At 33.6% G+C, this 11,929-nt stretch carries 11 protein-coding genes and 1 riboswitch; of the genes, 4 read left to right on the top strand and 7 right to left on the bottom strand.

The window, feature by feature from the left end; genetic code table 11:
- Window positions 1-25: 25 nt before the first annotated feature.
- A riboswitch (Lysine riboswitch) is annotated at window positions 26-209 on the bottom strand.
- Between the two features lie 189 nt (window positions 210-398).
- Window positions 399-1,799: a purine-cytosine permease family protein gene (locus ACIQX2_RS17070; protein WP_402853108.1), complete on the top strand. Its 1,401-nt coding sequence runs from the start codon at window positions 399-401 to the stop codon at window positions 1,797-1,799.
- Window positions 1,800-2,024: 225 nt separating this feature from the next.
- Here the strand turns inward: ACIQX2_RS17070 and ACIQX2_RS17075 are convergent, their stop codons facing one another.
- Window positions 2,025-2,189: a YvrJ family protein gene (locus ACIQX2_RS17075; RefSeq protein WP_093062371.1), complete on the bottom strand. Its 165-nt coding sequence runs from the start codon at window positions 2,187-2,189 to the stop codon at window positions 2,025-2,027.
- A gap of 443 nt (window positions 2,190-2,632) precedes the next feature.
- Between ACIQX2_RS17075 and ACIQX2_RS17080 the strand changes: the two genes are divergently transcribed.
- Window positions 2,633-3,937: a helix-turn-helix domain-containing protein gene (locus ACIQX2_RS17080; protein WP_402853111.1), complete on the top strand. Its 1,305-nt coding sequence runs from the start codon at window positions 2,633-2,635 to the stop codon at window positions 3,935-3,937.
- 410 nt (window positions 3,938-4,347) lie between these two features.
- On the opposite strand, the gene ACIQX2_RS17085 is transcribed toward ACIQX2_RS17080, so the two are convergent.
- Both ACIQX2_RS17085 and ACIQX2_RS17090 read right to left on the bottom strand, forming a co-directional pair.
- On the bottom strand, window positions 4,348-5,241 hold the full coding sequence (locus tag ACIQX2_RS17085; protein WP_402853112.1) for a response regulator: 894 nt from the start codon (window positions 5,239-5,241) through the stop codon (window positions 4,348-4,350).
- A 9-nt stretch (window positions 5,242-5,250) separates the two neighbouring features.
- Window positions 5,251-6,510, bottom strand: a complete 1,260-nt coding sequence (locus ACIQX2_RS17090) for a sensor histidine kinase (protein ID WP_402853114.1) — start codon at window positions 6,508-6,510, stop codon at window positions 5,251-5,253.
- Window positions 6,511-6,648: 138 nt separating this feature from the next.
- On the opposite strand from ACIQX2_RS17090, the gene pgeF reads away from it, so the two are divergent.
- A complete protein-coding gene (gene pgeF / locus ACIQX2_RS17095; RefSeq protein WP_402853117.1) occupies window positions 6,649-7,410 on the top strand; it encodes a peptidoglycan editing factor PgeF in 762 nt (253 codons plus the stop codon).
- Window positions 7,411-7,533: 123 nt separating this feature from the next.
- Window positions 7,534-8,724, top strand: coding sequence for a M14 family metallopeptidase (locus ACIQX2_RS17100; RefSeq protein ID WP_402853120.1), 1,191 nt, complete (start codon window positions 7,534-7,536; stop codon window positions 8,722-8,724).
- 140 nt (window positions 8,725-8,864) lie between these two features.
- Here ACIQX2_RS17100 and ACIQX2_RS17105 read toward each other — a convergent pair whose 3' ends face one another.
- The 4 genes from ACIQX2_RS17105 to ACIQX2_RS17120 form a co-directional block, all read right to left on the bottom strand.
- Entirely contained in the window at window positions 8,865-9,695 is an 831-nt protein-coding gene (locus tag ACIQX2_RS17105) for a hypothetical protein (protein WP_402853122.1), read from the bottom strand.
- 68 nt (window positions 9,696-9,763) lie between these two features.
- Window positions 9,764-10,558 (bottom strand): aminoglycoside adenylyltransferase domain-containing protein, encoded by a 795-nt coding sequence (locus ACIQX2_RS17110; RefSeq protein ID WP_402853125.1) that lies wholly within the window; start codon window positions 10,556-10,558, stop codon window positions 9,764-9,766.
- Between the two features lie 27 nt (window positions 10,559-10,585).
- Window positions 10,586-11,125, bottom strand: coding sequence for a GrpB family protein (locus ACIQX2_RS17115; RefSeq protein WP_402853128.1), 540 nt, complete (start codon window positions 11,123-11,125; stop codon window positions 10,586-10,588).
- A gap of 180 nt (window positions 11,126-11,305) precedes the next feature.
- Window positions 11,306-11,812, bottom strand: a complete 507-nt coding sequence (locus tag ACIQX2_RS17120) for an NUDIX hydrolase (protein ID WP_402853131.1) — start codon at window positions 11,810-11,812, stop codon at window positions 11,306-11,308.
- Between the last annotated feature and the right edge of the window lie 117 nt (window positions 11,813-11,929).

The following is an 11,929-nucleotide window of genomic DNA, read 5'->3' on the forward strand; positions in this document are numbered from 1 at the left end:
TTGCCCTAAATCCTCTACTTTTCCCAAATGAGATAGCACACCATTATAAACCGGGATGTTTATAGTGGACAGTCCTGCAATTATTCATTGCAGACCCAGCAAGCAATACCGAGCAATATTACAAACTTCGGCGACATTTCCTTCTCCCTAGCATCATAGCTTCTCAAACTCCACAAAGGACTATTAAATATCGCGCCTCTACCTCACTATACTAAGTGAGGTCGTATTCAATTATGATTCATAGTTTACAATACACATATATTCCTGTCAACTGCTTCCGAATTAATATTTAGCTAGGTATATGTTATAATGATTAGTGGCAATATAAAAAACAAGGAAATTTAATTATTATTGCGTCTTTTCGCATTAATAATTATTTTTTATTAGGAGATGATATTATGGGATCTGTCCAAATTACAGATCACAAAGTAACTGAAGAGATAGACAAAGATTATTCATTAGAGAAGGTGCCCCGTAGCCAAAGAAATATGGGTTGGTTAAGTATAACCAATATTACATTAGGAATAGCCACGGCCATTTTTTACTTTCAAATGGGTAGTGTAATGGCCCTACAATTTGGTGCACTAAATGCTATTATCTCCTCCGTTTACGCAATAATAGTTGCCGGTATACTAGGAACCTTTATTGCCTACTTATCTGCAAAATCTGGTATGAATGTCAATCTATTATCCAGAGGAGGAGGCTTTGGTTATATTGGTGCTTCCTTAACGTCCTTCCTTTACGCGACAAACTTTATTATGTATTGTGCATTTGAAGGTCTCATTTTAGTTTCCGCGGTTCACACCTTCTTCCCTAACCTTCACGAATGGGCATTAATTATTTTCTTCGGGTTTATCGTTATACCTTTAAATTGGTTTGGAATCAAACAGCTAGATAGAATACAAAAGTGGTCATTACCTATATTTGTTGTTTTCTTAATAACAGCGATTGTTCTATCGTTTTATGAGCCTTCTGTATTTGATGGACCATTTTGGACTTATCTACCTGAAGGAGTTCAAGTTGGAGGACAAGCTTTGCTTCTCTGTATAGGAGTTCAACATGGAATAATGGGCCTAACAGCGCTTATAGCATCAGATTATGCACGTTTTCTAAAACCGAAAGATATTAAAATTGGATCTGTTGCAATCGGTTTTGTTCCTCAAATCATCTGTTTCGGGGTTATGGGCGGTCTAGGCATTTGGTTTGGTGTTCGCTTAGGAGAACCAAATCCTGGAGTTTATATAGTCATGCTTCTCGGCATTGGCGGAGCATTATTCACTATGTTAACCCAATTACGTATAAATATTACCAATATATATAGTAGTTCCTTATCTTTATCTAACTTCTTTGAAAACATATTTAAATTTACTCCTGGTCGCCGTTTTTGGGTTGTCGTAAGTGGAATTAGTGCAATAATTCTCATGCTTGGAGGAATTGTTGATCACTTAGATACCGCTATGACGTTTCAAGGTGTATTTTTACTTGCATGGGCAGCAGTATTAGTTACCGATGCATTGGTAGTTAAAAAAGCATTGAAAATTGGTAAGGGTTATTATGAGGATCGCCAAGAGTATTTATACAAATGGAATCCCGTTGGAGTTGTATCTCTAATTGTATCTAGTATCCTAGGCACATTTGCAGCACTAGGTTATATGGGATCATTTTTACAAAGTACCGCTGCTTTCTTTGCAGCTATTCTAGCGGCAATTCTTACAGTTGTTATTGCAGTATCAACAAAAGGTAAGTATTATAGTAAAGGTTCTGCGGATGATATTCCAAAAGAAGACTATATTGCCTAAAATTAAATTACTTTTTCTAATTTAGTAAACCCCAAAATAATAAATCAAAAATTATACTCATTATTGACAATAAAAAAGTAATCCATTTTTGAGTTAATACTCGGGATGGATTACTTTTCACTTCTGTCATTTTCTTTAAAGAAAATTGTAGGTTAGTGAAAATTAGCTTAATCTAGTTTTCAATTTATATGATCAACAGGACATCAATTCAATCCATGTTACACTTCACTTTCTTTTTTCTATACTATTGTTAACAACATTTGCTATATTGTGAATGGTATTTTCAAGAGAGTCTATTTTATTTTCAAATCGATGCAATAAATAAATAGTGACTACAATGGGAAATCCAAAGTTTCCAATTAATTGTACGATGTTTTCCTCCCCGATCATGTGTATCCCCCTTTCCTTTTTATTTACCATCCCTCAAGCTATTGACATACCTGTTGAGTAAAACCAACTACTTTAAAAAACTCACTTGTCCAAAAAATAAGAGAAATTGTACCAAATGTTCATCTTTGAATTCTTTGTATTAAAATATTTAATATTTATTATATTATACTAAATTTTTCTTATTTTTAGAATAATTATAAATTGGGAAACACACTCTAATTTCTTCGATTATTGATTTATAACTCATTCAACTTTCCTAAATCCATGAAATTTTAATATTTCTTAATAAAAATTGGATAATTACTACGCTTATATTCTACAATCTTCTATTAATTTCTTTGTTTTTCTACAATTTGTTAGTCGTATTGAGTCGAACGATTGAAAAAGGATATTTTGTTTTTTTCTAGAATTAGTACATTACTAATTCATAAGGGGTGAAGAAAATGAGTAGTATAGGTCATATAATAAAATCAGAAAGAATCAACCAAAGTATGAAACAAACGACATTGGCCAAGGGAATCTGCTCTACATCCTACTTAAGCAAAATAGAAAATAATTTGACTGTTCCAAGTGAAGAAGTAATAACGTTTTTACTAAAAAAACTAAATATAGAAATAGATCACGTATCAACTGAAAAGGAAAATAAAGTGTTAGCATCATTATCCGAATTGTACAAAATGGGAGTTTTAAAGAGGGACAAAAAATTTATAAGAGAATCCTTGAAAAAAATCACAAATCAAAAACTACACTTTTTACAACTAAATAATTATTACAGTTATCACCTTTATCTATTTCGTCTCCTGTTAATACTAGATGACAAGGAGGATAATTTACAATCCGTCTATAATGTTATTCTAAAAATAGGAGATGATATGGACGAAAAACAAAGGTTTATTAAGAATCTGAATTTGGGCATTTATAGTTATTTGGAGGGAGACTCTCAAGTTGCATTAAGTCGATTAGAAATGTCGTTAAATCTGGTAAATAGCGGAATAAATGAAGAATGGGAAATAGCAGATTTTTATAATGTACTAAGCTTAACTTACTCTAAATGTAATGAATTTTTTAATGCAATAAATTACGCATCAAAATCATTACTTTATTATAAAGATAATCTTTTATTTGAAAGAGCAATTGATAATTATATCGTTATAGGAATTGCATATAAGGAATTGAGAAAATTTCGAGAAGCAGAAAAGAACTATAATTTAGCTAGGAAGCTGGCCATAGATTATAAACTGATTAACTATGAGGAGGTGATTTATCAAAACCTAGGTTCATTATTTGCAATTCAAGGGAATCATGAAAAAGCAATTATGTTTTATAAGCTTAGTTTAACAATTAAAGAAGAGGATTGTAATGCAGAAAGGTATTTACTAACAATTCTATCTATTATAAAAGAGTATTCCAAACAGTCAGACCATCAACAGGTCCTCAAATGGTGTCAGAAAGGCTTAGACAAAATACTAGAAGGAAAAAGTTCTGCAAAAGAATATATTTCTTATTTTTATCACCTAGAAATATATAAGCATTACCACAATTTAACCGATGAACTTGAAATGGTATTAAGGGAAGCAATAGGTTATTTTGAAAACGAACACGATGAACGACACGTTCAAAAGTATTCTATATTATTGGCAGATTACCTTTTTATACATCACAAATTTAAAGCAGCAAGTTTATATTATCAAAAAGCAAATCAGATTCTATTTAAACAAAAATTTATTTATAAATGGGAGGATTTATAAAATGAAAAAGAAGATTGTATTGCTAACTTTATCAAGTATTGTCATCCTTACTTTGAGCTTTACAACAAACATAAAACAAATGAGTGAAAACGAATATCCAAGAATTACATCAAATCCAATAATTTAAATAAGGTCGAGTAATTAGGGCTGCCATTTAAAATCAGTTTTAACGTGACGGCTTGTCTGAGACTACTGAAAAACCGGCATCCTAAGTGGATAGCCGGTTTATTGTTTGTTCTTCTTATTATTGTTGCTGTAGTAAACAGCTTACCTCTTACAACAGAATGACATTATACTGCTTCTTCTAAAGAAAGGTAATACTCTTCCTCTTTGTGAATGACCTTCCCACTTAGCCATAACAACCGTAGCTAATGCATTTCTTACAACATTAACAACTGTACGAGCCATGTTTAAAGTGAGGTTTTTTTAATATTCTTATAGCTCTCTAGCACTTCTAAATATAATACCTGTATAAACTTCTTAATATTGACCTTTATCTTGGAAGAATTTAATCGATTCTCTCCTACCTCAATCATCAATTTTCGAACTTCTTGATATTCAAAATATCGCGGTGCATAATGCTCAAATTCTCTACTTGTATAGTCAATTGAACCAATTGTAGCAATATGTTGGATTGCAGCTAATATAGTTCTTCGAAGTCTTTGCTCAATTGCTTTCATTTCTTTTTTTATATCTTCTGCATTATGTCTCTTCGCTAGAGATTCGTATATATCTATTAAAGGTGGAAAAGTGTTCGGTTCATTGTTTTCGTAGACGAGCATTTCTATTATCTCTTTTAGATCATTGCTGCCGACCTCACTAATTATCCCCATGTCATTTAGCTTCGTTCTAACTAATTCACTTGGCTTTTTTAGAGCTGGCTTTGCAGTAGCAAAGCTTGCCAAAGATTCTTTTATCGTTAAAAGTGAATCCCTTAATCGGTATTGTTCTGCTGTTTTCTGTAATATAGTTTGAACCTCTACCTTATTAATTGGTTTATGTATAAAAAACTCAATACCTTTTTTATAGGCTTCTCCTACCATTTCTTTATTTACAATTTGAGAAATCATTATAAACTGGCCTTCGAATCCTTGACTTTTTAATTTTTCAATTGTTTCGATTCCATCTAAATCTGGCATTAGCAAGTCAATCAGGACTATATCTGGTAATGTACTGAGTATAGGAGCTATACTTTTCCCTCCGTTTTCTGCTTCACCAATAACTAACCCTAACTGACCGTCCACTATAATTTTTTTTAGCATCATTCGACTTGCTGAATCATCATCTACAATATAATAACGCACTATTTCTCCTCACCTTCTTATGTTTTTCGTTGGAATATTTATTTTGAAAACAGCGCCTTTATCGGATGATTCAATTTGTACTTTGCCTTCCAATGTAGTAATAATTTCTTTTGCATGTGAGAGCCCAATACCTGTTGCAGCTACTCCTGAATCATTAAACTTAGTTGTATAGCCTGGTTCAAAGACAATTGACTGATCATCTATAGATATACCTTTTCCAGTATCTTTGATAATAAACCATGTTTTGTCTGACTCTTCATAAACAGCTATATCAATTTCACCAGTAGATGCAATAGCTTCTACTGCATTTGCACATATATTATTCAATAGTGCCAGCAACGGAATTTGTTGCTCTGTCTCAAAATCGATTGAAAAAATACAGTGAATAACAATTTCTTTCTTTAGTAATTCGCTGTATTTTTCGTTAGCTTGAATAACAAGCTGTACAACCTCTGAAAGAAAATAGTACTTCTCTCTTTTAGCTTTTGTGATTTTCTGCAGTCCTGCTAAAATACGTTGTGAATCCTTTTTAACCTCATGAATTTCTTGGGCAATCTTCAAAGCTTGGGTACTTAAAGCAAGATGCTCCTGACTTTTTAATTTACGGTATAAATCATGGCTAGAGGCAGTAATTTGCTCAATATGATTCATCGATTTTTGTAGATAAAGTGTTTCCGCGTATAAATTCGAGCCAACCTCTAACATTTCTTGCACACGTTTATTTTGTTCCATTATGACAATAGAACTATATAAACCCACTACAAAATAACTTCTAAAAATGGCTACTAATGCTAATAACATCCATTCCTGCAATTCAAAATGTAAATTGCTTAATAACAAATAACGAACAATATTCTCCACACTATTCGCTGTAAACTCCAGTGCTGTGGCAATCGCTCCCAGATGTAGAGGGGTCTTTTTGAATCGTTCTAAACGTATAACACTTAAACCAGCTCCAAATAGCAAATAAAATAGAAAAGCGGGTAAATGATTCCCTAGTATTAACCAAAAAGCATCTCCTGTAAATATCATATCTTCCGCAATTCGTACAACTACAACAACAACTCCTGTTAAAAAACCAGTTAAGATATAAGATGTCGGCGGATATATCAACAGAAGAAAGAAAAAAGCAGCACTTCCTAATCCAAAACGGAAATCCTCCCCATTAAAAGGAATTACTTTAAATTCGCTAGCAATTACAGTGATTAATATCGTTAAAATCAGTACACTCCATTTATTAGTGACTAATTGATGTCGTTTAAAAACCATAAAACTCTCCTATATGGATGTATTTAATAGTATGAGTATAACATTTATCAGCTCAACCATAGACGAAGACCATATTGATCACATTGTATTTTCTATACATTTAAAACACACTGCTATATAGTGAATTTAGGTGATGATATGAATATAAAAATGTATGTAAACAATGAAAAGATAATCGCAGGAATGACGATGAAGGATCCAAAGGAATCAGAACAGGGAAATATGGCCCTTCATGTGTGTACAAATCCTGTGCGCATCTTAGAAAACCGTAAAAAACTAGCAACAACTCTATCGAGAGAAATCGATTATTTCGTGTGTGCCAATCAAACCCATAGCGATCATTTCCATCGAGTAACACTTGAAGATAAGGGACGTGGTGCCAAAACGAAGGATACCGCTATACCTGATACAGATGCCTTGTATACTTTTGAACCAAATATTATTCTATCTAGCTTTACCGCAGATTGTGTTCCAGTTATCCTTTACAATAATGTGAATGGTCTTATTGGTGTCGTTCACTCTGGCTGGCAAGGGACGATAAAAGAAATTACCCCGAAGCTGTTCAACCATCTAATAGAGGTGGAAAATTGTAATCCGGGTGACTTCCACGTTCAAATAGGAGCTGCACTAAGCCAAGAGAAATTCGAGGTCGACGAGGATGTATATGTAAAATTTAAAAACTTAGGCTATGCCAATGACTTTATATATTATAAGGAATCTACTAACAAATATCATATTGATAACCAATTAACTGTGAAAAAACAATGTGAGCTTGCAGGAATTCCTTCAGACCAAATTACCATTGATCGAACCTGTACATTTATAAGCCCAGATGGTTTCTCTTATCGAGAGGATAAACAAGCAGGACGGCATTTAAGCTTTATTGTGAGAAAAGAATAATCATCTAAAAGCACATCGAAGTCGGTGTGCTTTTACTTATGCTCGTTACTACTGGACTCACTAATTCAGGATTATTCTCATATACTTTTATGATCGTACTTTTCAATGAAAGGAGGGAACGACATGGATGTATACGTTAGACCCGGGGATTCTCTTTGGTATTATAGTCAATTATTCAAAATTCCTTTTAAACTTATTATTGATTCTAACCAGAATATTAATCCTCAGCTACTATCGGTAGGTGTACGTATTCAAATACCAGGTTATATAACAACTCCGTATCAAATTAAATCGGGAGACTCCTTATGGTCTATTGCCACTAGCAGAAACCTTCCACTAGATGCACTCTTTCTTATTAATCCTGCACTTAATCCAATGCGACTACAAATCGGACAGACAATTAACGTTCCCGTAAGAGTAACTTGGAGAATTGTGGATGGAAAACAAAATTATGATTACAGTACGATGATGAATGACATTAGGCAATTACAAACTGTTTATCCATTCTTATTGGTATCTTCGATTGGTAATTCAGTTGAAAATCGACCTATACCCGAAATTTTAATAGGTAGTGGAGAAGAAAGAGTTCATTATAATGCTTCCTTTCATGCAAATGAATGGATTACGACACCTGTCCTATTAACCTTTTTAAATGATTACGCATTGTCCTTAACTAACCAAACTGGGATTCGAGGACTTGATACATTCCCGTTGTATTTACAAACCTCATTGTCCCTAGTTCCAATGGTTAACCCAGATGGAGTGGATCTCGTAATAAATGGACTTCCGGATGAAAGCCCTTGGAAAAGTAAAGTGATTGCATGGAATAATGGCAGCTCTGATTTTTCCGGATGGAAAGCAAATATTCGAGGGGTCGATTTGAATGATCAATTTCCTGCAAATTGGGAATTAGAACGAGCACGTAATCCCAAAGAACCAGGTCCGAGAGACTATGGAGGAGAAAGCCCATTATCGGAGCCAGAAGCAATTGCAATGGCAGATTTGACAAGGAGTCGTGATTTTGCCAGAGTGCTAGCATTTCACACACAAGGAGAAGTTATCTATTGGGGATTTGAAAACCTTGAACCACCAGAGTCCGAAGCAATGGCTTTAGAGTTCAGTAGAGTCAGTGGATACGAGCCTGTACAAACCATCGATAGCTACGCGGGCTATAAAGACTGGTTTATCCAGGACTGGCGCAGACCAGGATTTACTGTTGAACTCGGCACAGGAACAAATCCGCTGCCACTTTCCCAATTTGATGAAATTTATGAAGAGGTACTAGGAATATTTTTAGCAGGACTGTATTTATAAAATTTCAAGAAAAACGCAAGTACTTATGTTTTGGAAGTCAGTCGTCGCGACATCATGTCGCGAACTTAGACTGACCGAACAGCATCATGTGGCCCAAAAATCGGGTATTCTGTCTTTTCGAATCTGTTAGTTTACCTCAATTATGTAATCTGCTTGCCAAACACTAAAGATATTAACCAGATAAAGAAGACTATTCCCACAAAAATGAGTTCTATAAAATGGATTCTTAATACCTTTTCATAACTCTGTTTTGCCTGTCGAACTCCTAAAAAGTCCACGTGATGGATGATATAGACGAACCCACACAAAAAAATAAGTCCAGATAAGCAATACATTCCACCTTCTAAAGTCATTACATTCATACCACCACTTATTTCAGTAAATGTATAGCCAAGCCCTTTCGTTATTATGTAAGATAAAACTATTACTATAAATAGAAGCAAGGACAAGCTAAAGCAATGCCTTCTATAATCTATTAAGCTCATAAGTTTTCGAACTTTTGCGGTTTTTGGTTTTAATTTTTCTTCCTCATCCATATCCATATCTAAATCGTCATGATACATCGAATAGAGAAAAGCTACTACAACCATTCCACATAATAGCAGCGGTAATAATAAACGAACAGCTAGGGCAAAATTAAAAATAGAAATAATCACCAAAACAAGCAAGGTAAATACTAAAAACCTTCCACTCAACTTTTCACCATTGTCCCATATTTTACGAATATACACCCGATTATCTCTCTGTTTAACCTGATCGTTCTGTATGACTAGATTTTGAGGACTTTTAAATTGGAACAACAAGTAAGAAACGACCAAAAAACATACACCTACTACTAAATAAACAATTGCTTCTCTAGGATAAGAGTCAATTGTTTCATAAGACTCTATTATCCAAAGTCCATCCAACACTATACAAAATAGATCTATAACTAAAATATATGGAGCAGCTTTACTAATAATATTGTTCACTTCCTTTTATAGGTTTTTATGCTCCAAAAATATTAAAAATGAACAAATAACATGTGAGGCATCTATTTTCAATTTAATAGGCTTTTAACAGTTTTACTTAAATAATCTCTAAATTTTAGTAAATTGTTTTTGTCAAAGGGAGCATTAGAGTTAGAGGCGTACGCTTCCGCAACCTGGTGAATGAGTGAATGAAACTTTGGTGGAAGATGCGATGCCCCCCACTTCCCTGCCTCTTGCTTGGAGGAAATATTCTCATCTTTTAAATACCAATAAACTCTAATCAAATTAAGAATACAATAAATCGGTTCATGTTCAATATTGTTTAAACAGTCTTCATAATCCCTTAAAATGGAGGTAAGAAAATCTGACTGAGGTATCGAAGGGAAAACATGTCTTATTGGCTTTCCTGCTATGCATACTCCACGATGATTTAACATCATAATGTGTGCAGCCAAATCTCCATCCTTTTTTTCATCACCATTCAAATAGAGTGCTGTTCCTTTTTTTATCTCATCCTCATATCGTTTTCGCCAATACTCACTGTAATGAAAATCATAGGGTGTAGGAAAGCTCCAGTTATCCAGTTGGGAAGCATTTAAAAAGCTAACCTCTATCGGATAAGGACGATTTGAATTCTCCAAATAAAGAACAGCTAACCTTCTCATGGCTTTAACCGTTAGCGGATTTTCCGTTATAATTATTAAATCAATATCACTACTGTCTGGATTAAATCCTCCCATCGCTAGTGAACCATGTAAATAACAACCAATCAACCGGTCTTCTATAATTATCTGTGTCTTAGTTAGTAAATTGAATACAAATACTCTTATTTCCTGGGGACAAGATTCCCACCTGTAGTTCACATTACTCCCCCTTATTTCAACTTTTCCTTAGTCGTTAACTTTTTGAAATTTTTTTAAGATTGATTCTATAAAATCTCCTTTTCCCTGCGTATAAGTTTCTCTGTCATTTGTACTTCTAGCCAATTCTCTTTTTAATCTTTCATATGCACGTACAGCTTCAATATTTCCCCGTAAATAATCTCTAAAAATTAGATATCGCTTCAATTCTTCACTACTTTGAAGACATACATATAAATGATGTTCCATCCATATTGTACCTTCATTGTCTTTTGGGACATTTTGATTGGTCCTGGCAAAGGCTTCTCTGTTCTTAATTCCCAAATCTCCTTCATGAAAATAACCTAATTCATCGAGTCCCTTTATCACAGGAGGAAGGAGGTATTTATTTTTGATGACAATATCGATATCGATTATTGGTTTAGCGCTTAATCCTTTTACCGAAGTGCTACCTACATGTTCAACAGAGAGAATTAAATCTCCTAATTTCCTTTGATAAATAGAGGATAAACAACGAAATGTTTTTTCCCACTCAGAATTGTATTTCTCAATTTTTATTTTCTTTTCCATAACCTATGTTCCTCTCAGCAGAAGATCAAAAGTTTTAATTTTATCATTTTTAAGTAAATCTGTTCTCTTTAGGAATTCTACTTTAATCTTTCACTTAGAAAAATATGTTCGTACTTCTTCTAATCCTTCCTAAGTCTGCAAAATCTATATCTTCATGCTAAAGAGCCCGGACAAACCATTTTAGTTTCTCCGATTACTATTTAAATTAGAAGCTTCTACTAATATTTCTTGATATAATTCATGCCAGTCTTGATAATAATCCGCTACTTTATCACTAGAAATTAAGATTCTTTGATGAGATTCATATTCTGCATTAAAAGGATGCAATATATCAATATCCATTCTATAAAATACCTGGTACCCAATTTTAGGATATTTACCTTTTTCATCCCATAATTCGTTTTGTGTATGATCCACAATTATTGATCCAATTAATTGGCAATCACCAGTGACATATCCCTCTTCCATAGCTTCCCTTTTAAAACATTCTTCAGAAGTCTCATTTCCTTCCATATGACCTCCTGGAAAATCCCATCCTCTGTGGTTTAAATCTACTAAAAGTATCTGCTCTTTATAAAAACAAAAACCATGCACACTGGTAACAAAATGGTCTTGGGAAGGATGCATACCGGATTTCCAAGTTAATTTGACTGTTGCTTCTCCCCACTTTACATAAGTTGTTGTCATATGTTTTTCCCCTAATTCTTATAAGACTCGATTGTTTTACCTCTTATTCTAATTCGATATTCAATTTAAAAGTCCTCTTTCATTGAAAATTAATGAAACAGCCCACTTTTAATCTTA

It is taken from the genome of Psychrobacillus sp. NPDC096623 (assembly GCF_044762655.1).
Classification (GTDB): Bacteria; Bacillota; Bacilli; order Bacillales_A; family Planococcaceae; genus Psychrobacillus.

What these genes read in the sequence shown, in the direction of transcription:
- ACIQX2_RS17070 (WP_402853108.1), top strand. Translation starts at nt 399, where the DNA reads ATGGGATCTGTCCAAATTACAGATCACAAAGTAACTGAAGAGATAGAC.
- ACIQX2_RS17075 (WP_093062371.1), bottom strand. Translation starts at nt 2,189, where the DNA reads ATGATCGGGGAGGAAAACATCGTACAATTAATTGGAAACTTTGGATTT.
- ACIQX2_RS17080 (WP_402853111.1), top strand. Translation starts at nt 2,633, where the DNA reads ATGAGTAGTATAGGTCATATAATAAAATCAGAAAGAATCAACCAAAGT.
- ACIQX2_RS17090 (WP_402853114.1), bottom strand. Translation starts at nt 6,510, where the DNA reads ATGGTTTTTAAACGACATCAATTAGTCACTAATAAATGGAGTGTACTG.
- pgeF (WP_402853117.1), top strand. Translation starts at nt 6,649, where the DNA reads ATGAATATAAAAATGTATGTAAACAATGAAAAGATAATCGCAGGAATG.
- ACIQX2_RS17100 (WP_402853120.1), top strand. Translation starts at nt 7,534, where the DNA reads ATGGATGTATACGTTAGACCCGGGGATTCTCTTTGGTATTATAGTCAA.
- ACIQX2_RS17115 (WP_402853128.1), bottom strand. Translation starts at nt 11,125, where the DNA reads ATGGAAAAGAAAATAAAAATTGAGAAATACAATTCTGAGTGGGAAAAA.
- ACIQX2_RS17120 (WP_402853131.1), bottom strand. Translation starts at nt 11,812, where the DNA reads ATGACAACAACTTATGTAAAGTGGGGAGAAGCAACAGTCAAATTAACT.